This is a genomic window from Pedobacter sp. AC212, from assembly GCF_979258625.1.
Map to the genome: position 1 here is coordinate 1703965 of NZ_OZ409870.1, position 21609 is coordinate 1725573.

A 21609-nucleotide genomic window follows, 5' to 3' on the forward strand; every position below is an offset into this window, starting at 1 on the left:
TTATTTTACATCAAAATTCAACAGTTGCTTTTCTTCTAACCATGCTTCCAGTTTATCGCCCTGATTAATTTTCCCTACCCCCTCAGGTGTACCGGTAAAAATTAAATCGCCTTTTTTTAAGGTAATGTATTGTGAAACAAAACTGATTATCTTTTCAAACGAGAAGAGTAAATCTTTGGTATATCCTTTCTGACGAGTTTCGCCATTGATCTTCAACTCGAAGTTTAAATCATACAAATTTTCAAAATCAGATTTAGGCAAGAAGATACTGATGGGGGCAGAGCTATCGAAACTTTTTGCAAGTTCCCATGGCAAACCTTTTTCTTTGTGCTTACTTTGAATATCTCTCGCTGTGAAATCAATACCCAAACCAATTTCGTCATAATAATTTGCCGCAAACTTTTCAGCGATATGTTTGCCCTCTTTACAAATTTTCAACACCACTTCTAATTCATAATGAACATCGTTAGAAAATTCTGGCAAATAAAAAGGTTTATTATCCTTCAATAACGCCGTATCGGGTTTCATAAAAATTACGGGCGTTGTAGGAATGGGATTATTTAATTCTTTTGCATGTTCGGCATAATTGCGACCAATAGCGATGATTTTCATACTAAATTAATTTTATGAGGTATTTTTTAGGAAAAGGTTCCCGAAGAGTCAAAAATAGAAAAGAAATTGTGCTTATAAAACAGAGATGCGTTTTACCTGGCTTTCTGAACCCGCCATTACTCTTAAAAAGTAGATGCCAGCATTTAATCGGCTCGGGATATTAAAGGTTCTGGTTTGTTCACCTGCATTCAGCCTCTCGTTGGCAAGCGTAACCACTTCATTGCCCAATAAATCAATAATTTTAACCGTGGTCTGGGTGCCGTCTTTTCCTATCGATAAAATAATATTTAGCTGGTCTTCAACAGGGTTAGGATAAATTTTAACTATGGTAAGTAATTTATCTTTCGTTGCAGCAATATTTGTAGGCTTTGCGCTTCCAGAATAAGTGTTGAACATTCCTGAAGTACCTAAGGTTCCGAACAATGGTCGGTATGGCTGAATATTTGCTTTAATCTCCGGAACTCTACTTGTTTTTTTGACTCTGTTTTTTAAGCTAATATGAATACTATCAGCTTGTTGGGCCCAAGAATTAACATTGCACAACAAAGCGATGCATAAAATGCATGCAAGTTTTGTGAGCAACGTTAGTGGGTAGAGTTTCATCAAATTTGTTAAGCAAATGTATTAATTAAAAACAAAGAAATTAAACATTTTATGGTTCTGTTATAATTTAACACAATTTAACAATTAATTTTGTTTTTCATAGTGTGAAAATTACACAATATTATGGTTGTTAATTTGTTATAGTTAGTTTACTTTTGACGCACTAAAAATATCAACGAAGTGTCAGATCATAAAAATGTCAACGCGTTAACGGCCGGAGGAGTTCTGGTAAGTTTGGGAATTGTGTTCGGCGATATCGGTACATCACCATTGTACACGCTCAAAGCAATTTTTAAATCAGTATTTGATGCAGGGCAACCCATCAGTTCGGATGTCGTATTGGGTGCACTTTCATGCATCATCTGGACTTTGACGCTCCAGACCACCATAAAATATGTAATTATAACCTTAAGGGCTGATAATAGAGGTGAAGGCGGAATTTTCTCACTTTATTCTTTGGTTCGCAAAAAAGCTAAATGGTTGGTTATTCCTGCAATTATCGGAGGTGCCGCTTTGTTGGCAGATGGAATGATTACACCGAGTATTACGGTAACTTCGGCCATTGAAGGTTTAAAACTAAACTTCCCGACGGTTCCGGTATTGCCGATTGTAATCGGAATTATTACTTTACTGTTTGTTATTCAGCAATTTGGAACCAATTTGGTAGGGAAGCTTTTCGGACCTATCATGTTTTTTTGGTTTGCCGCATTGGGCATCACAGGTATATCTCATGTGATGGATGATCCATCTGTGTTTAAGGCACTAAATCCTTACTACGCTATTCATTTACTTGTTACCAACCCAAGTGCGTTGGTGATTTTGGGTGGTGTATTCCTATGTACCACAGGTGCTGAGGCACTTTATAGCGATTTAGGTCATTGTGGTAAAGATAATATTCGCATCAGTTGGATCTTTGTAAAACTAACCCTGATTTTGAATTATTTGGGTCAGGGAGCGTGGGTACTGAGCCACCCGAATTATAATCCTAGAAATCCGTTGGAAAATCCTTTCTTCCAATTGGTACCACAAAATCTCGTTATTTATATGGTTATTCTGGCTACCACTGCAGCTGTAATTGCCTCGCAAGCCATGATTTCTGGTTCATTTACCTTAATTTCTGAAGCAGTAAGGTTGAACCTTTGGCCAAAAGTTAAAATCAACTATCCTAGTGTTCAAAAAGGACAATTATATGTGCCATCTATCAACTGGTTACTTTGTATCGGCTGTATTTTAATTGTGCTTTATTTCAAAAGATCCGATGATATGGAAGGTGCTTATGGCTTAGCTATTAATCTTACCTTCTTGATGACAACGGTTTTAGTAGCCGTTTATATGCTGCGGAAAAAGTTTCCTAAATACTTGATCATTATTTTCGTTGGTGTTTACACTATTATTGAACTAACATTCCTAGTAGGTAACATGGCTAAGTTTGTTCATGGTGGATGGGTAACGCTGTTGATTAGTTGCGGTTTGTTAAGTGTAATGTGGACTTGGTACAACTCTCGCAAAATTAAAAACCGTTTTGTTAAATACGTAGAAATTGAAGATTACTACCAAATATTGAGTGAATTGAGTAATGATGAAACGGTTCCAAAGTACTCCTCACAATTGGTTTACCTCACCAGTGCAAATTTTAAAACAGAGATAGAATCAAAAATCATTTACTCTATCATTCAAAAGGAACCAAAACGTGCCGATGTTTATTGGTTGGTTCACGTAGATGTTATGGACGAGCCTTATACTTTAGATTATAAAGTGGAATTCTTGATTCCCGGAAAGCTTATTCGTATTGATTTCCGCTTAGGTTTCAGGATAGAGCAAAGGGTAAATTTGCTGTACCGTAAAGTGGTTGAAGAGCTGGTGAAAAATGGCGAGATTGATATTACGAGTCAATACAAATCTTTAAATAAGCATAAAATTGCGGGCGATTTTAGGTTCGTACTGTTGGAGAAACACCTTTCTAAGTTTACAAAATTGAGTTTTTACGAAAGACAAATCATGGACTATTATTTTCTGTTAAAGAAAATGAGTTTATCAGAAGAACGAAGTTTTGGTTTGGATAGCAGCTATGTAGATGTAGAGAAAGTGCCTTTAATTTTTGTTACTCCTGACGATATTGAACTCAACAGATTACCGGTTTAACCCATGAGAACTGCAATTTTAATACTCGGCATTTGTCTTTTTATCTCAGGTCCGGCTGCTAAAATCTACCACCTTAAGTCTGGTAATACTTTTATGATTGCCTCTGCATTAGGATTAGTGATGATTACGGCACTGGCTTTTATTAAGAAAAAAGAAAATTAGATTAACATTGATTCCTAATCAGGTCAGTAACCCATTTTATTCAAACGAATGAAATGGGTTTTTTATTGAAATGTGTCTTCATCCCATTTTTTAGGGTTGTTCAAAATATAATTGGAGATATTATTATAAGCATTTTCATTCCGGATTACATGTTCGTAGTAATTCCTCTGCCAGAATTTTCCCATAGTTTTGTTTTTTAGTTTGAACAGGTCTAAGCAAGAGTTAGAAACAATTGATTTATACGCTCCGACTATATCGGATATTGTCGGGGCAACCCTTGCGGTTGCCCTTGTGTCACTTTCTTCTTGGGCAACCGCAAGGGTTGCCCCGACAACTATTTCATCAGACAAAACTATTATTCCATGCATGTGATTCGGCATAATTTGAAAAACATCCAGCTCGAAATTCAAGAATCTTTCAGCTAAATTATGCCACTCATTGTATGCAATCATTCCGCAATCATTCAAAATCATCTCGCCGTCAGTTACTTTTCCAAATCTATGTAACCTATCTTCGCAACAAATTGTAATAAAATATGCTCCTGCGCTAGAATAATCAAATCCTTTTAACCTAATGGATCGGCGATGATGTAATAAAGGATCATAACCCATTAAACCTCTTGTGCCAACTTGCTATGCTTATATCCGTACGCGAAATAGACCACTAAGCCAACAACCAGCCAGATACCAAAACCAATCCAGTTGGAAATTCCCAATTCGCACATCATGTATAAGCAACTTATAAGGCCCAGAACCGGAATCAGAGAAAGATTATGTGTAATGCAGTAATAGCAGATAATCAGACAAATGATCAAGAAGATCCACATCGGTATTTTGTGTTTGAAAAGGCTCCAGCCACTCTCATACTTTTTTTCGACTGAAATTTTAGAAGCAGAGATAAATTGTTCGTAACGATCTCCAGGTAATGCGCTCAAATAAGACTCAGCGTCAACTTTATCGGCCAACATAATCTGTGGAGCCGCATTTTTTACAATTTCTTCTCTTACAATTTTTAATTCTTCTCCGTTTAAGGAAGTCACAAAATTAACCGTGGCGACTGTTTTAGGAGAGTTTAAAAGGAATGCTTTTGTTTCTTTGCCGTATTGGGTGAAAGCGAATACTACTGCTGCAATAAAAGCAATTGGAACGATAAATTTGCTATTTACATAAGGGATTTTAAACTTGCCACGTTGCACGTCTGGACGGTTTTGCAATACCAAAACCCCGGCACAAACCAATACAAAGGCAAACAAAGTTCCTATCGAACAAAGATCGGTTACGATGGTTAAGTTCATAAATAACGACGGAACAGCAACAACGAAGCCGACTACGATGGTCGCGAATGATGGTGTTTTGTATTTCGGGTGGATTTTTGAAAAAGACTTTGGTAACAATCCATCGCGACTCATGCTCATCCAAATACGTGGTTGCCCCATTTGAAACACTAACAGCACACTAGCCATTGCGAAAACAGCACTTACGGCAATGATGCCACTCATCAATTTTAAATTGATTTGATCAAAAACAAATGCCAGTGGATCGCCCACTGCAAGCGTATCAGATTTTACAATTCCAGTTAAAACCAGGGCAATAGCAACATATAAAATGGTACAAATGATAATAGCCCACATCATTCCACGGGGCAAATCACGTTGCGGATTTTTACATTCTTCCGCTGTTGTAGAAATTGCATCGAAACCGATATAAGCGAAAAAAACTGCAGAAACACCTTTCAAAACCCCCGAAACTCCGTTTGGCGCAAAAGGGTTCCAATTATTGGTATCAACATAAAATATACCAACCGCAAGCACCAATAAAATAACAGCCAGCTTCACCACAACCATTGCATTGCTGGCATTACGGCTTTCTTTCATTCCGCGGTAAATTAACCAAGTAATCAAAATAATAATTCCTAGGGCGGGAATGTCAGCAACCAAGTGGAAGCCTCCAATTTGTGGAGCGGTTAACCAAGCGTTATTCGCTAAAGCTGTAGCAGAATCCAAATCATTAAGATTTTTGCCTGCCGCCGATAAAGCTTCAGCAATTTTATGTCCGTTATAAGCACTCAAATAATCCATTGTTGCCCAGTCGGGAACATGGATTCCGTGAATGTCTAAAAATGGTATTTTAATAGAAGAGAGTAATCCGGTAAAGTAATCAGACCAAGAAATGGCTACCGTGATATTTCCTATCGAGTATTCCATGATGAGCGACCAGCCAATAATCCAGGCCACCAACTCGCCAAATGCTACGTAAGAATAAGTGTATGCACTGCCCGAAACCGGAACCATTGAAGCAAATTCTGCATAAGCAAAAGCCGCAAAACTACAAGCAACAGCGGTAAAAATGAACAAAAATATCACCGCCGGACCACCATCTGCACTGGCTTTACCAATGGTGCTAAAAATACCAGCACCAATAATGGCCGCAATACCAAACGCAGTTAAATCTCGTACCCCTAATGTTTTATGAAGCGTATTTTCATGATCGCCATAGCCGCTTGCTGCATCTTTTAAAATTTTGGAGATAGATTTCTTTCTAAATAGCTTTTCGAACATTTTTGCCTGGTTGTTGTATTCTTCAAACTTAAAAAAATATCGGTTAAAAACGTTTAAAGCAAGATATAAATTTCTCTACATTCATTTTCGAATGTTTTTTGAAGTAAAAGATGGTGCTTTAGTCTATAAAATCCTTCAACTATTCTGTTTCAAAAGTAAAAATACCACTCTTTTGTAATCTTGATGTGTTTATTGGCTTACTGATAAATGGGCATTGTGATAAAATACTACTTTTGCCGCATTATTTAGTGATGGTTTCAAATATCCATTCAATTCCTCAACAATGACATCTTCTATTACACATCGACCGGCGATAAAAGAAAAAAATCAAGGCATAGCCACAATTCTGGCATTCACCCTTATTCCACTCTCTGGTTTTGCCACAGATATTTACATTCCATCGCTACCTACAATGGCAGGCGAAATGAACATCAGTAGTGTTCAGGTTCAATTGACATTAAGTATTTTTCTGATCAGCTACGGCGTTGCTCAGCTCTTTGTAGGGAGTTTGCTGGATAGTTTTGGACGGTACAAAATTGGGTTATACAGCTTGTTGATATTTGCGGCGGCGAGTATAATTATTGCTATCACCCATAATATTTACCTTATTTATTTAATGAGGATTGTTCATGGTCTTTCTGTTGGTGCAGTAGTCGTGGCTAAAAGGGCATATTTTGTCGATTTGTTTACAGGCGATAAGTTAAAGCATTATTTGAGTCTGTTTTCCATTATTTGGTCTACCGGGCCAATTATAGCGCCTTTTGTAGGCGGTTATTTACAAACGTCTTTTGGTTGGGAATCTAACTTTTACTTCCTTGCAGGTTTCGCTTTAGTTTTTGCCTTGTTGGAATTTTTGTTTAGTGGAGAAACGCTGACACATTTTACAGATTTTCAACTGAAAAAGATTAGCAATATTTATTTAAGTATGGTAAAAACAACCAGTTTTACGCTTGGTATCGTGATGCTTGGCCTTGCCTACTGTATGGTAATGGTTTATAACATGACCGGGCCATTTATTATTGAACACGAACTGCATTATTCTCCAGTTGTCGCAGGTTATAGTTCTTTGGTTTTGGGCTTCGCCTGGATGGTTGGTGGTTTTATAGGAAAAGCAACCATCAATAAGCCTTTTTTTAGAAGATTAATGCTCAATTCGCTACTTCAGGTAGTGTTTGTAGCTTTAATGATCGTTAGCTTAAATTTTGTATCGAATTTATTTTCACTGATTTTTTTCGCTTTCATTATTCACATTGGAGCTGGTTTTACTTTCAATAATTATTTCACATTCTGCCTAAGCAAATTCCCTAAAAATGCAGGTATAGCAGGAGGTTTAACAGGCGGAATTACTTATGTAATCGTTTCCTTTCTAAGTTATGGCATCGTGAATTTGTTCCCGGCAAAAGATGAACGTAATTTGAGTTTCAGTTATTTAGTGATGATTGTGATTTCGGTAGCGATAATGGTTTTGATTATGAAAACCAGAAAGAAGGATGAGGTTACTGCTTAGCTAATTAGTATTGTCCTTGAATCGGCGGGAAGTTTATACGCTTTATTTTTCTCCCGCAGATTACGAGGAATTTCTGCAGATTTTTTGCTTTGGCAGAGATGATGTGCAACAATATGATTAAAGTTTGGCTATTAACAAGTTGCTCTGCGTCAATCTGTGAGATCAGCGGGATATCTATTTTACGTTTTCTATAGCGTTTTAGCGAAATGCTAGAACTATAATCAGCTTGCCATTCCTTGCGATGAATTTTTTCCCGCAGATTACGGAGATTTCGCAGATTTTTTGTTTTTGCAAAGCTTAAACGAACCGCTACGACTAAAATTTCGCTGTTAAAAATTTGCTCTGCGGAAATCTGTGAGATCAGCGGGAGATCTATTTTAGTTTGCTATAGCGTCTTAGTGAGACGCTAAAACTATAATCAGCTGGCCATTCCTTGCGATTAATTTTTTCCCGCAGATTACGGAGATTTCGCAGATTTTTGCCTTGAAGATTCGTAGCGAGACGCTACGACTAGAATCAGGATGGCGGTCGCTTAATCAACCAACATCAAAAAAATAGTCGCAGCAAACACTGCGACTTTCTTTTATTTAAAACTAATTTAGGTTTAAAGACCTGTCCCTAAACCCTAAACCCTAAACCCTAAACCCTAAACCCTAAACCCTAAACCTCAATCTATCCTAATTTCTCTAGCTCTTCTTTTACAAAAGCAGCCAACTCTTTAACATATTCTGCACTAAAATCGAACTTGATTCCTGCCGTTTCATAAATCTCATTCATTGGTTTGGTATAACCTAGAGAAAGTGCTGCCAAATACTGTTCTAGCGCTTTTTTAGGATTTTCCTTATAGTTTTTCCAAACTGCAATCGCACCTAACTGCGCAATAGCATATTCAATATAGTAAAACGGAACCTCAAATAAGTGCAACTGTTTCTGCCAAACATTACCAAATTGTTGATCCAGGTCTGTCCAATCGGCGAAGCCTGCACCAAAACGGTTGTATATTTGCTTGAAAGTCTCTTCACGATCAGCCGCAGTATGATTAGGGTTGGTGTAAATCCAATGCTGAAACTGATCGATTACCGCCACCCATGGCAATGTTTTTAAAACATCAGCCAATTGCTCCTTTTTGGCACGAATCAAATCTTCCTCATTATCGAAATAAACATTCCAATTATCCATTGAAATCAATTCCATACTCATTGATGCCAGTTCAGCAACTTCAGATGGGCAATGCTTAAAATCATTTAATTCTAAGTTTGCCGTTAGAAAAGTATGGATGGCGTGGCCACCTTCATGAACCATGGTGGTTAAATCGCGAAGCGAGTTAGCCGAATTCATAAAGATAAATGGTGCACCGGTTTCCGCCAAAGGATAGTTGTATCCACCTGGCGCTTTACCTTTTCTGCTTTCTACATCAAAAAGATTATTGGCTTTCATTGTAGCTAGCTTGGTGCCCAACTTTTCATCAATGGCGTTAAAACAGGCGATACTTTTATCAATCAATTCAGCGCCGTTGTTAAAAGGTTTCAATGCAGGTTTCCCGCTTACACTAACCTCCATATCCCAAGGTCTTAGCGTATCTAAACCCAAAGCCTCACGGCGTTTTTCGGCTTGTTCCTTTAAGATAGGAACGATTTCCTTTTCAATCGCATTGGCAAAATCGTAGCAATCTTGTGGTGTATAATCAAAACGGCCCAAAGCCTGAAACATATAATCGCGATAGTTTGCAAAGCCAGCATTCAAAGCAACCTGGTTACGCAATTTAATCAGTTCATCAAACAGGATGTTTAAATCGTCCTTATCGATTAACCGGCGCTGTTGAATGGTTTTCCATGCATTCTCCCGGACCTCGCGATTTAAATCCTTTATAAAAATGGAAGCCTGTTCCAGTGTATATTCCTGCCCATTAATTTCAACACTCATGGCACCAGTAATGCCTTGATATTTCTGTTGTTTAACTTGCAATTGAGTAAAAAGTTCGATGTTTTCCTCTCTATAAATTTCCAAAGCTTTTTTAATCGCTCTGCTATAAACGAAGAACTTTTCTTTGTCTAGATCATCCATAAAAGGACTATCGACAAACTTCTTATTCAATTCATTTGATAAAGGAGAAATTTTGGGTTCAATTTCCTCTGCGAAATACTGGAAGTTTTTAACTAACTCTTCATTTGCCGTATCACAACTCATCTTTATGTATCGCCAGGCGAAATCTTCTTCCAAAGCGGCCTCCAGTTCGGAGCGATCTTTTAACCACTGTTCCAACTCATCTACATTGTTAATTTCGCAGTTTTGTAGTTCGGTAAAAAGCGGTGCTAAGCTTTCCCAAGTGATGGCTAAATCCTGAGGAATATATGTTCTGATTTTTTTTTCTATAATCATATTTTAGTAATTATTGAATTTTGGATGAGTGATTGATAGTATATTGCAGAACATTCTATCATTCAAAACTCATTCATTCTATCATTTATTGTTATTTGGTCCTGATGTAAGCGTCGATTAAAAAGCAAATAGCAAACACCACTGATGCATATCCGTTTAAAGTTTGAAACGCTCTGTTTACTTTACTAATATCATTTGGTTTTACCAGCAGGTGCTGATAAATCAACATCGAACAGAAAAATATGATCCCAACATAATAAACCCAGCTAAATTCGGTAAAAAATACTGGTAGGATCACACAGATTGCAGAGAGTACATGCAATAAAACCGACACATTAAGTGCATTTTTTATGCCAAGTGCAGATGGAATAGAATGTAATTTTTCTTCACGGTCGAAATCTTCATCCTGTAAGGCATAAATAATATCAAATCCACTTACCCAAAACAGAACCGTCAAAGAGTATAACACCGGTACCAAAGCAAAATGCCCGGTTACTGCAATATAGGCGCCAATAGGGGCCAGCGATAAACCTAAGCCTAAAACAAGGTGACACAATGCGGTAAATCTTTTGGTGTAGCTGTAAAATAACACAACGAAAAGCGCCACAGGCGATAGATAGAAGCAAAGCGGATTGATAAAGTAGGTGGTAACGGCAAAAAATACGCAGTTTGCAATTACGAAAATTAATGCCTCGTTAGCAGACACTTTTCCCGCTGGAATATCCCGCATTTTGGTTCGTGGGTTTTTGGCATCAATGTTTCTATCCAAATAGCGGTTAAACGCCATTGCAGCATTTCTGGCGAAAACCATACAAAGCAGTACCAAAATTAATTTATACCAAGAAAAAGGATTTTCGGTAGTGGTAACGCCCAGGAAGAACCCAATCATTGCAAACGGTAAAGCAAAAACCGAGTGAGCGAATAATACGAGTGAAAAGTATTTTTTCATTTACTGATATACGAATATTGTTATGTTAAGATTTCAAGCTTCTTTGAAAACGACGAAATGCTTAAAACTTTTTATAGTCTGATGGAACCACAAAATCTTGATTCACCTCTGTGATGAAATTTAAAACTTCATCTTTTCCGTTTCCTTTTTCGGCTGACGTAATAAAGGTTGCAGGGATTTCTTCAAAAAATTCACCTAACTTTTTCTTAAAAGCAGCTACGTTTTTTTGAGTGGTGGTCATGCCTTGTTTATCTGCCTTAGTGAAAATCAACGAAAATGGAATTTGTTTTTCGCCCAACCAATAGCAAAACTCAATGTCAATCTGTTGTGGTTCTAGCCGGCTGTCTATCAATACGAAAACACACTGTAAGCTTTCTCTTTTGGTAATATATGCACGAATGAATTTCTCCCACTTTTCTCTACTGGTTTTAGAAACCTTTGCATAGCCGTAACCCGGCAAATCGACAATGTACCATTTCTCATTAATTAGAAAATGATTAATCAGTTGCGTTTTTCCTGGTCGCTGAGAGGTTTTTGCTAGTCCATGTTGATTAACCAACATGTTAATTAAAGAAGATTTGCCCACATTTGACCGGCCAATAAATGCATACTCTGGCATTGTTGGTATAGGTAAAGCCGAAATCTGGGTGTTGCTGCAAACAAATGTTGCCGTTTTGATAACCATATTGCAAAGGTAGGGTTTTGAGTCGGAAGTCCGAAGTCCGAAGCCTTTAGTCTAAATCTGCAATCTCTTGATATTGTAAAATTCGCTCAAGCATATAGTCTATCTGCTCTCCAAAACTGCATTTAAAGTCATCTGTAATCCACCTTTGGTTTAAATTTATCTTTTTATCGCTTTTGATATCTTTTGATACTTTGGACTTCCGACTATTGACTCCCGACTTCGGACTTTTTCCCTATCTTTGCCCCATACCATGAATCAGAATATCACTCCTTATCAAGTAGAAGACGCAACCAAGAAAGAGCAGGTTGCAACTATGTTTAACAATATTTCGGGTACCTACGATTTTTTGAACCATTTTCTTTCTTTAGGGATTGATGTACTGTGGCGTAAAAAAGCAATTAAAGAATTGGTATCCATTCAACCGAGAAATTTACTGGATGTAGCCACAGGAACGGGTGATTTTGCTTTCGAAGCAATTAAAAAACTTCATCCTGAGAAAGTGATTGGTGTAGATATTTCTGAGGGAATGCTAGATGTGGCTAAGAAAAAGATAAACGAGCGCAGCTTAAACGAAACTTTTACCGTTCAGTTAGGCGATTCGGAAGGCCTGCATTTTGAAGACAATACTTTCGATGCCATTACCTGCGCATACGGCGTTCGTAATTTCGAAAACCTCGAAAAAGGTTTAACAGATATGTACAGGGTTTTAAAACCCAACGGCAAAATGGTCATTTTAGAATTTTCAAAACCCCGTGTTTTTCCAGTAAAGCAACTGTATAATTTTTACTTCCTTCATGTTACACCCTTCTTCGGAAAGTTGTTTTCGAAAGATGCCAGAGCTTACACTTATTTACCCGAATCTGTAGCCGCTTTTCCTGATGGAAGTGATTTTACAACCCTTATGGAAAAAGTTGGTTTCAAAAGTACCAAACAAAGAATTTTAACGTTTGGAATAAGTTCAATCTACGTCGGTACTAAATGATAAAAAAATTAAGCCTCATCTTTTCGTTATTCACAATTTCTACAGCTTGCCTGGCTCAGAACTGGGGTGGGGGAATTGATGATGAGGATTGGAGCTTTGGGTTTAATTTTCAATATATTTCTGCAGAATACAAAATTCTTAAAAAAGAAAACTGGCGGGCGCCTTTTTACGAAGTGCCAAATTCTTTGGGCGTGTCTTATGATCCGAATTCGGGTTTGCCGGTTACAAATTCCTTAAATGCTATTTCAAGTCCACCTTCGCAGGGCTTTGGGTTAGGTTTTGTGATGAACAGGCGCTTGGCAGAGAATTTTGATATTCGTGCAACTCCATCATTGATTTTTAGTGATCGTGTGGTGACGTATGAGTACTTACCATTAGATCCCATTGATCTCGGCAATGGCCAAACGAAAAATTATCAAACCTTAATCGATAAGAAGGTTCAGGCAACCATGTTCGAGTTTCCGATAGGTATAAAAGTTAAATCGAACCGCATGAACAACTTTAGGGCTTACTGGTTGGGCGGTGCTAAATATTCGATTGATATTGCTTCGAAAAAGAAATTCTTCGATGAAGGCGAAACACCGATAAACAAGTTGCTGAAAAATCAACGCAATTATCTATCCTATGAAACTGGAATAGGTTTCGACTTGTATTTCGAGTACTTCAAAATGTCGCCCGAAATTAAGGTGGCCTACTCAACCAATGATTTGCTTCAGCACGACGATACTGCTTTTGCTAATCCGATTGATAAGTTAAAATTACGTCAATTAACGTTCAGTTTAATTTTTCAATAGCCGTACAATTCAAAAAAACTTACCTTTGCCTGCGTTAATAAAACCAATTGCAGCAATGCTCCTGGTTAAACTGAAGCTAAATTATTCGTAAACATGTCTAAAATTGCATTAATTACAGGCGCAACTTCTGGTATTGGCGAAGCTTGTGCGCACACCTTCGCCCAACAAGGTTATCACTTAATTTTACTTGCCCGTCGCGAAGATCGTTTGGCGAAACTTTCGCATCATTTGGCTGATAAATATGCCATCGAAATTAAGCAGGTTTTGGCTGATGTTCGTGACAAGGAAAGTTTATCAACCGTGTTGGAAAATTTACCTGCAGATTGGAAAAATGTTGATGTATTAGTTAACAATGCTGGTTTAAGCCAGGGCTTGGATCCGATTGATAAGGGAGATACCAATGATTGGGATACCATGATTGATACCAATGTTAAAGGATTGCTGTATGTTACCAAAATTGTTTCTAACTGGATGATTCCAAATCAATCAGGCCATATCATTAATATCGGTTCAATTGCTGGAAAGGAAGTTTATCCAAACGGAAACGTATATTGTGCCAGCAAACATGCTGTTGATGCATTAAGTAAAGGTATGCGGATCGATCTTTTGCCTCATGGAATTAAGGTGACTGAAATTAATCCAGGTATGGTGGAAACTGAATTTTCGGTGGTACGATTTAAAGGAGATGAAGACAGGGCTAAAAAAGTGTACGAAAACCTGGAACCACTTATCGCCGATGATATAGCAGATGCGATTTGGTACGTAGTAAGTCGCCCGAAACATGTAAATATAAACGATATGCTGATTATGCCAACTGTACAGGCTACGGCAACGATTATCAATAGAAATTAAAGTAGTGGGTTGCCAGTTACCGGTTGCGAGTTTGCAGTTTAGGTGTTTAAAAGGTAGCTCAAACAGGTAACCCACAACTCATTACCCATTACAGGTACCCCATAATTCATAACAGAAAAAATGATATCAAATACCATAGATCAAGAAATAAAAAAAGCCATGCTGGCTAAAGATAATGCTCAACTAAGAGGATTAAGGGCAATTAAAGCGGCTTTACTGTTGGCTAAAACCGAAAAAGGTTCGTCAGAAGAGATTACCGAAGAAACGGAACTGAAAATTCTTCAAAAGCTAATCAAGCAACGCCGTGAGTCGGCTGATATTTACAAGCAACAAAATCGTGAAGATTTGTTTCAGGTAGAGGAGGAAGAAATTGCGGTAATTAACCAATTTTTGCCACAGCAGTTAGATAGGGCTGAGGTTGCAGTGATTATCGAAAACGTGATCAAACAATCTGGTGCCACATCGGTTAAAGATATGGGGAGGGTGATGGGTTTGGCCAATAAAGAACTTGCAGGTAAGGCAGATGGTAAATTAATAGCTGAAATTGTAAAAGAGAAGCTCGCGTAGTTAAGCTTAACGACTAAAGGTAAAAGACAAAAGTAAAATGAATCTAGCAACCATCTTGATACTTGATAGTTGCATCTTTATACTTTAACGAAGGTTTTTATACCGTTATTGGTTTTATTTCAGAAAAATGGCATAGAAATGCGAAAATTTAATTTTACTCTACTAACTTAGTGCACAATACCACCTATAATATATATGACATACCAGATAATTGAAGAAGACGGATTTAAATACATTGAAGCTGGAAAAGGCGAAAAGTTGGTATTGCTGCATGGTTTAATGGGCGAATTGAGTAACTGGGAGCGTGTTATAGAGCAATTTAAAGATCGTTATCATGTAATTATTCCCATTCTACCTATTTACGATTTGCCAATTTTAACTTTAGGCGTTAAAGCACTTTCGAGGTACTTACATCGTTTTCTAAAATTTAAAGGATTAAATCAAGTGGTTTTGGTGGGTAATTCCTTAGGGGGTCACGTAGGTTTGGTTTTTACAGTGGCGCATCAGGAATTTGTTAAGGCTTTGGTTTTAACAGGTAGCTCTGGCTTATACGAAAACGCTTTCGGAGGTTCATTCCCACGTCGTGAAAGTTATGATTATATAAAAGAAAAGGTAGAATTTACTTTTTACGATCCAGCAACGGCAACAAAGGACCTGGTTGATGATGTGTTTAAAACCGTCAACGACCGATCTCGGGTGATTAGAATTTTAACCATGGCTAAGTCGGCAATTCGCCACAATATGGCCAAGGAACTTTCTAAAATAACCATCCCTGTTTCATTGATTTGGGGAAAGAATGATAAAGTTACACCGCCAGAAGTGGCAGAAGAATTCCATCAATTGTTGCCTAATTCTGAATTGAACTGGGTTGATAAGTGCGGTCATGCCCCTATGATGGAGCATCCGGAGATATTTAATGGTTATCTGGAGAAATTTTTAGATAGAATTTTACTTAAATAATGTTTGCTGAAGAAATCATATCGAATGCTATCCCATCATTAAGAGCTGATGACACGGTGCAAAAAGCTTTAGATCGTATGAACGAATTTAAAGTGAAGCACATGCCAGTTCTTAGCGAAGCTTCTTTATTGGGTTTAGTTTCCGAAGATGATTTATTAAACATCAGCAAGCACGATACAATTTTGACGGATTCTGGCGTTAATTTTTTAAACGTTTTTACCTTAAGCGACGCACACACTTATGATGTGATTCGTTTGATGAGCCAGCTAAAACTAACCGCTGTACCGGTTGTCGATCAGCAAAAAAACTACCTGGGCTTAATTTCTATTAACAACATGGTTGATGCCGTGGCTGAACAGTATGCTGTTAATGAGCCGGGCGGAATTATTGTGTTGGAAATCAGTAACCGGGATAATTCTTTGGCACATATCTCACAAATTGTCGAAGCTGATAATGCTCAGATCTTATCGTCTTATGTCAATACTTTTGATGATTCCACTCGTATGGAAGTCACTTTAAAAGTTAATAAAACAGAAATTACATCGCTTGTGGCTTCTTTTGAAAGGTACGATTACCTGGTGAAGGAAGTTTACAACAACACACAAATTGACGATGGTTCTCAGGAACGTTATGATTCTTTCATGAACTATCTAAACGTTTAAATATTTTATGAGGATCGCAATTTACGGGAGGGATTTTAACGATACAGTTTTACCCTATGTGCAAGAGGTTTTTAATTTTCTGGCCACTCATAATATTCAAGCCGTTTTATATTCTAAGTTTAAAACATCGCTTCACGGTAAAATTAAGTTGCCAGCCAATACGGTGATTTTTCATAATCATAAGGAACTTAAAGATCATGCAGATGTGCTTTTAAGTTTAGGTGGGGATGGAACTTTGCTTGATACCCTTTCGTTAATTCGCGACTCGAATATTCCTGTTATCGGGATCAATTTTGGTCGTTTGGGCTTTTTGGCCAGTATCAATAAAAACGAAATTGAATCGGCGCTTAACGCATTGGTAAATAAAGAATATAGCTTAGATACGCGTTCACTTTTGGTTTTAGAATCGGATAATGGATTATTTGGTGAAGAAAATTTTGCGCTGAACGACATCACCATCCACAGGCGAGACAATTCGGCTATGATGATTATTCATGCATCAATGAATGATGAATTTATCAATTCGTACTGGGCCGACGGTTTAATTATTGCCACTCCAACGGGTTCCACGGCATACTCGCTAAGCTGCGGTGGACCAATTATTTATCCAGATTCAGAAAATTTCGTGGTTACGCCTATTGCACCCCACAATCTAAATGTGCGGCCAGTAGTGCTTCCTGATGATAATAAATTGTCCTTTGAAGTGGAGGCCAGAGAATCTAAATTTTTGGTTTCGTGTGATAGTAGAACCGTAACGGTTGAGCGTTCAGTTAAAATATCCATAAAAAAAGCCGACTTTTGCATAAATCTTATTCGTCTTAACAATGAAACCTACTTAAACACGTTAAGGAATAAATTATTATGGGGCATAGATACCCGTAACTACTAAGTATGACGCTAAATAAACTCCTAATCATCATCTTATTTCTTATTACCGGAGGAAAAATATCTTTTGCTCAAGAGGGCAATTGGGAAATAGGGCTGATGGGCGGTGGCGCAGGATACATGGGTGATCTTAATCAGAACCATCCTTTAAAAGTGAGTGGTATTTCGGCCGGAGTTTATGGAAAGAAAAACTTCAATCAATACTTAGGAGTAAGATTAAACTATACTTATGGCCAAATTCAGGCTAAAGATTCACAATCAAACAATGCACAGTTCAGAGAAAGGAACTTAAGTTTTAATACTTCCTTAAACGAATTAAGTGCGCTGATCGATTTCAATTTTTTTAATTATAATTTGGGTGGTGGAACCCGTCAATTTACACCTTACTTATTTGCCGGTGCTGGTTTTGTGGTATTTAAACCAAAAGTTAAATACGACGGTGAAACCTATCGTTTGGATAGACTGGCTACGGAAGGACAGGAGAATGGATATAAAAATGCCGTTTTAACCATTCCTTATGGTGTGGGTTTACGATACAATTATAAAGATACCTGGAGTGTTTTCACCGAGTTAGGCTATAGAACGCCGTTGACTGACTATATTGACGACGTTAGTGGAAGGTATCCGGATAGCGATAAACAGGTATTTGTTGGTTCAGATGGAAACCGCATCAATTTATCCGATCCATCTATCGGTCAGATTGGTGTTGCAGGAACCCAAAGAGGAGATTTTAGAAAAAGGGACACTTATCTATTTGTTAGTGTTGGCATATCTTTTACCTTTGTATCCTCAAAATGCTACTCGTTTTAAGCTGATTTTGACTTAATTAATGGATTTTAAAGAACAAATAGACTATAGCCGCCTGCCAAAGCACATTGCCGTTATCATGGATGGGAATGGAAGATGGGCAAAAGGCCAGGGAAAGGTACGTGTTTTTGGGCATGAGCAAGGTGTACTTTCTGTAAAAGATATTGTAGAAGGCTGTGTTGAAGTAGGTATTGAATACTTAACTCTTTATGCTTTTTCTACTGAAAACTGGAATCGTCCGAAGGAAGAGGTTGATGCTTTGATGCAAATTCTGATCTCGACAATTAACAGAGAAACCGAAACGCTCAACAAAAATAAAGTTAAGCTTAATGCTATCGGCAACATATCATCACTACCACAAGAGTGTATTGATGATTTGAAAGAAGCAATGGATAAAACCGCCCACAACGAAAAATGTACCTTGACGCTGGCGCTTAGCTATAGTGCAAAATGGGAAATTGTTGAGGCGGCTAGAAAAATTGCTGAGGCCGTAAAAGATAATACAATCTCAATGGATGATATCGATGAGGATCTCTTTTCATCGAAACTTACAACCGTAAATATTCCTGACCCGGAGTTAATGATCAGAACAAGTGGCGAACATCGGATAAGTAATTATTTGCTTTGGCAAATGGCTTATACGGAGTTTTATTTCACTGATGTTTTGTGGCCAGATTTTAGAAGACAAGATCTCTTTGAGGCTATTGTTGACTATCAAAAACGCGAACGCCGTTTCGGAAAAATTAGCGAACAATTGAACTAATTTTTCTTTTAACACTTTTTAACAAGCGTTTAAACTAACTTAGCACCACTTTTATACGATAAATGAAACCATAATAAGGGAAACATGGCAAATGTAAATTTTGCTAAAAAAAACATTGTTACCTTCGTGGCCATTACTGAACAAATTATTTTAATGAAAAGAATATTTCAAGTTTTAATCCTAGTCATTTTAGCTGCTCCAGCCTTTGCGCAAATACGTCCGACAGGTAAGGCGCCAGCAACCCCATCTTTAAAAGTTGGAGGCTTAGATCTCGATTATTTTAGTCCAAAAGAATATATCATTGGTGGTACAACCGTTACAGGAACACAATATCTCGATAAAGATGTATTAATCACCTTATCAAAATTAACAAGGGGAGATAAAGTTACCCTTCCTGGTGAGGCTACTTCTGATGCCATTAAAACGCTTTGGGCGCAGGGATTGTTTGATGATGTTAAAATTAATATCGAAAAATTTGTTCAGGATTCTGTGTATTTCGAAATCGAAGTGGTTGAACGTCCTCGTTTAAGTTCAATCGATTTAAAGGGAATCAGTAAATCGCAAAAAACGGCTATTCAGGAAAAACTTAATGATAAAACCGGGAAAATTGTAAACGACAACTTATACAACACTACTTCGGCTATTGTAAAGAAGTACATGTTAGATAAAGGATATTTTTTCACTACAATAGATTACAAAACGCGTAAAGACCCAAATGCTGAAAATAGCGTGGTATTGGAAGCTAATATTAATAAAGGTAGCCGTGTAAAAGTTCAACGTATCGAATTTACCGGAAACAAAGATTTTAAAGCTGCTAAGCTTAGAAAGTACTTAAAAAATCCTAAGCAATTTGCATGGTGGCGTTTTTGGGGTTCAGGAAAATTCTCTAAAGAAAAATATGAAGAGAATAAAGTGAAGATGATTGGTAAGATGCATGAAAAAGGATACCGTGATGCTGAATTACTGAAAGATAGCATTTACCAATACAATAAGAAAAGGGTAAATATTAAAATGGATTTATATGAAGGAAAGAAATATTACTTCGGTAATATTACCTGGGCTGGAAATGCCATCTATCCTGATAGTATTTTAAATAAAGTTTTAACCATTGAGAAAGGTGATGTATTCAGTGAAGAAAGGTTAAACAAGAAATTAAACGGTGGTGGTGAAAATGGTGGCGACATCAACAGCATGTACACCGATAATGGCTATTTAACTTTCAATATTGATCCTGTACAAACCAAAATTTATGGCGATACGGTTGACGTAGAAATGCGTATGTATGAAGGGCCGCAATACACCAACAATAGAATCACTTTAAAAGGGAACACGATTACCAATGATAAGGTTGTGTTACGGGAGATTCGTACCAAGCCAGGGCAAAAATTTAATAAAAGTGATTTAATTCGTACCATTCGTGAGATTGGTCAGTTAGGTAACTTCGATGAATCGAAGACAGTTCCAACTCCTCGTCCGAATCCTGCAGATGGAACAGTTGATATTGAGTATGCAGTAGAGGAGAAACCTTCAGATCAGATTGAGTTATCAGGTGGTTTTGGTGGTGGACGTATTATCGGTACACTGGGTTTAACTTTCAATAACTTCTCATTAAGAAACTTGTTCAACCTGAAAGCTTATAAACCACTTCCAAAAGGAGATGGACAAAAACTAAGTTTACGTGGACAAACGAATGGTAAATACTATCAATCTTATAGCTTCTCTTTCTCTCAGCCATGGTTTGGTGGAGAAAAACCAGTAAGTTTTGGTGTAAGTGCTTTTACCTCACTACAGTCAAACGGTTTAAATTCAGACAACTCTCAATTCCAGAAAATCCGTTTAAATGGTGTTACCGTGAGTTTGGGTAGAAGATTAAACTGGCCGGATAATTATTTCCAGTTGAGCCATGCCGTTAACTTACAGCAGTATATTTTAAGTAACTACCCAGGTTATTTATTTACTTCGGGTACTTCTTACAATTTAAACTTATCTCAAGAAATCAGCCGTGACTCAAGAGATTCGCCAATTTTCCCTAAATCGGGTTCATTTATTCGTTTCACTATTCAGGCAACGCCTCCATATTCATTATTTAATAAAGTGAATTATGCAACCGCACCTGATAAAGAGAAATATCGCTTTACTGAATACCACAAGTGGAAATTTGATTCGCAATGGTACCAACGTGTTGCAGGTAATTTAGTAATTAAAGCACAGGCACAGTTCGGTTTCTTGGGCCAATACAACAGTGCAGTAGGTCAATCAGCGTTTGAGCGTTTCAAATTAGGTGGTGATGGTATGCAAGGATTTGATTTCTTACAAGGCTCAGAACTAATCGCGATGCGTGGTTATGCAAACAATACAGTTATTCCAGTAGGTTCAGATCCTCGTATTGCACAACAATCTGGTAGTCCGATTTACACCAAGTATGTTTTAGAGGCACGTTATCCAGTTATTGCAAGTCAACAAGCTACTGCTTTCGTATTGGCTTTTGCCGAAGGTGGTAACACCTGGAATAAGTTTAGTGATTTTAATCCTTTCAACGTGAGAAGATCAGTTGGTGTGGGTGCGAGAATCTTTCTACCGATATTTGGTTTATTGGGCATTGATTATGGTTACGGTTTTGATGCGATTCCAGGATTACCTGATTCGAACAAAGGCCAGTTCCACTTCAGTATCGCACAACAATTAGGTGGATTTTAATTGATAAAGTATAAAAATTTAACTAAATATGTAATAAAACGCCT

General features: G+C 37.5%; 20 protein-coding genes. 13 read left to right on the forward strand and 7 right to left on the reverse strand.

The features are described 5' to 3' along the window. Both ACZZZC_RS07290 and ACZZZC_RS07295 read right to left on the reverse strand, forming a co-directional pair. Positions 1–612 carry a fumarylacetoacetate hydrolase family protein gene (locus ACZZZC_RS07290; RefSeq protein ID WP_463486859.1) on the reverse strand — a complete coding sequence of 204 codons (612 nt, stop codon included), beginning with the start codon at positions 610–612 and terminating at the stop codon, positions 1–3. A 72-nt stretch (positions 613–684) separates the two neighbouring features. After that, positions 685–1215: a T9SS type A sorting domain-containing protein gene (locus tag ACZZZC_RS07295; RefSeq protein ID WP_463486860.1), complete on the reverse strand. Its 531-nt coding sequence runs from the start codon at positions 1213–1215 to the stop codon at positions 685–687. A gap of 180 nt (positions 1216–1395) precedes the next feature. Here ACZZZC_RS07295 and ACZZZC_RS07300 point away from each other — a divergent pair, with 180 nt between their 5' ends. Both ACZZZC_RS07300 and ACZZZC_RS07305 read left to right on the forward strand, forming a co-directional pair. Continuing rightward, a complete protein-coding gene (locus ACZZZC_RS07300) occupies positions 1396–3357 on the forward strand; it encodes a KUP/HAK/KT family potassium transporter (RefSeq protein WP_265800939.1) in 1962 nt (653 codons plus the stop codon). 3 nt (positions 3358–3360) lie between these two features. Then, positions 3361–3519, forward strand: a complete 159-nt coding sequence (locus ACZZZC_RS07305) for a hypothetical protein (RefSeq protein WP_157255801.1) — start codon at positions 3361–3363, stop codon at positions 3517–3519. 62 nt (positions 3520–3581) lie between these two features. On the opposite strand, the gene ACZZZC_RS07310 is transcribed toward ACZZZC_RS07305, so the two are convergent. After that, the gene (locus tag ACZZZC_RS07310; protein ID WP_463486861.1) at positions 3582–4130 is read right to left on the reverse strand and encodes a transposase; all 549 of its coding nucleotides are present in this window, start codon (positions 4128–4130) and stop codon (positions 3582–3584) included. Beyond that, on the reverse strand, positions 4130–6076 hold the full coding sequence (locus ACZZZC_RS07315) for an amino acid permease (protein ID WP_463486862.1): 1947 nt from the start codon (positions 6074–6076) through the stop codon (positions 4130–4132). Before ACZZZC_RS07315 ends, ACZZZC_RS07310 begins: the two co-directional genes overlap by 1 nt. Positions 6077–6359: 283 nt before the next feature. On the opposite strand from ACZZZC_RS07315, the gene ACZZZC_RS07320 reads away from it, so the two are divergent. Continuing rightward, positions 6360–7583, forward strand: coding sequence for an MFS transporter (locus ACZZZC_RS07320; RefSeq protein ID WP_463486863.1), 1224 nt, complete (start codon positions 6360–6362; stop codon positions 7581–7583). A gap of 672 nt (positions 7584–8255) precedes the next feature. Here ACZZZC_RS07320 and ACZZZC_RS07325 read toward each other — a convergent pair. The 3 genes from ACZZZC_RS07325 to yihA form a co-directional block, all read right to left on the reverse strand. Next, positions 8256–9962, reverse strand: a complete 1707-nt coding sequence (locus ACZZZC_RS07325) for a M3 family oligoendopeptidase (protein ID WP_463486864.1) — start codon at positions 9960–9962, stop codon at positions 8256–8258. Between the two features lie 91 nt (positions 9963–10053). Further along, positions 10054–10911 (reverse strand): UbiA-like polyprenyltransferase, encoded by an 858-nt coding sequence (locus ACZZZC_RS07330; protein WP_463486865.1) that lies wholly within the window; start codon positions 10909–10911, stop codon positions 10054–10056. A 61-nt stretch (positions 10912–10972) separates the two neighbouring features. Then, positions 10973–11596 carry a ribosome biogenesis GTP-binding protein YihA/YsxC gene (yihA, locus tag ACZZZC_RS07335; RefSeq protein WP_056851831.1) on the reverse strand — a complete coding sequence of 208 codons (624 nt, stop codon included), beginning with the start codon at positions 11594–11596 and terminating at the stop codon, positions 10973–10975. A gap of 250 nt (positions 11597–11846) precedes the next feature. On the opposite strand from yihA, the gene ubiE reads away from it, so the two are divergent. The 10 genes from ubiE to bamA all read left to right on the forward strand — a co-directional run bounded on the left by ubiE (position 11847) and on the right by bamA (position 21565). Beyond that, a complete protein-coding gene (gene ubiE / locus ACZZZC_RS07340) occupies positions 11847–12578 on the forward strand; it encodes a bifunctional demethylmenaquinone methyltransferase/2-methoxy-6-polyprenyl-1,4-benzoquinol methylase UbiE (protein WP_056851830.1) in 732 nt (243 codons plus the stop codon). Beyond that, complete coding sequence (porT, locus tag ACZZZC_RS07345) at positions 12575–13372, forward strand: type IX secretion/gliding motility protein PorT/SprT (protein WP_463486866.1); 798 nt, start codon at positions 12575–12577, stop codon at positions 13370–13372. The genes ubiE and porT overlap by 4 nt, the downstream gene beginning before the upstream one ends. Positions 13373–13465: 93 nt before the next feature. Beyond that, complete coding sequence (locus tag ACZZZC_RS07350) at positions 13466–14224, forward strand: SDR family oxidoreductase (protein ID WP_265800927.1); 759 nt, start codon at positions 13466–13468, stop codon at positions 14222–14224. Positions 14225–14344: 120 nt separating this feature from the next. Next, the gene (locus ACZZZC_RS07355; protein WP_463486867.1) at positions 14345–14791 is read left to right on the forward strand and encodes a GatB/YqeY domain-containing protein; all 447 of its coding nucleotides are present in this window, start codon (positions 14345–14347) and stop codon (positions 14789–14791) included. A 195-nt stretch (positions 14792–14986) separates the two neighbouring features. Beyond that, complete coding sequence (locus ACZZZC_RS07360) at positions 14987–15751, forward strand: alpha/beta fold hydrolase (protein WP_463486868.1); 765 nt, start codon at positions 14987–14989, stop codon at positions 15749–15751. Further along, positions 15751–16413, forward strand: a complete 663-nt coding sequence (locus ACZZZC_RS07365; protein ID WP_463485489.1) for a CBS domain-containing protein — start codon at positions 15751–15753, stop codon at positions 16411–16413. Before ACZZZC_RS07360 ends, ACZZZC_RS07365 begins: the two co-directional genes overlap by 1 nt. Positions 16414–16420: 7 nt before the next feature. Continuing rightward, the gene (locus ACZZZC_RS07370) at positions 16421–17302 is read left to right on the forward strand and encodes an NAD kinase (protein ID WP_463486869.1); all 882 of its coding nucleotides are present in this window, start codon (positions 16421–16423) and stop codon (positions 17300–17302) included. Positions 17303–17304: 2 nt separating this feature from the next. Then, positions 17305–18108 carry a type IX secretion system protein PorG gene (porG, locus tag ACZZZC_RS07375; RefSeq protein WP_463486870.1) on the forward strand — a complete coding sequence of 268 codons (804 nt, stop codon included), beginning with the start codon at positions 17305–17307 and terminating at the stop codon, positions 18106–18108. 19 nt (positions 18109–18127) lie between these two features. Next, positions 18128–18868 carry an isoprenyl transferase gene (locus ACZZZC_RS07380; protein ID WP_463486871.1) on the forward strand — a complete coding sequence of 247 codons (741 nt, stop codon included), beginning with the start codon at positions 18128–18130 and terminating at the stop codon, positions 18866–18868. Positions 18869–19021: 153 nt separating this feature from the next. Further along, positions 19022–21565 carry an outer membrane protein assembly factor BamA gene (gene bamA, locus ACZZZC_RS07385; RefSeq protein WP_463488229.1) on the forward strand — a complete coding sequence of 848 codons (2544 nt, stop codon included), beginning with the start codon at positions 19022–19024 and terminating at the stop codon, positions 21563–21565. The last annotated feature ends 44 nt before the right edge of the window (positions 21566–21609 follow it).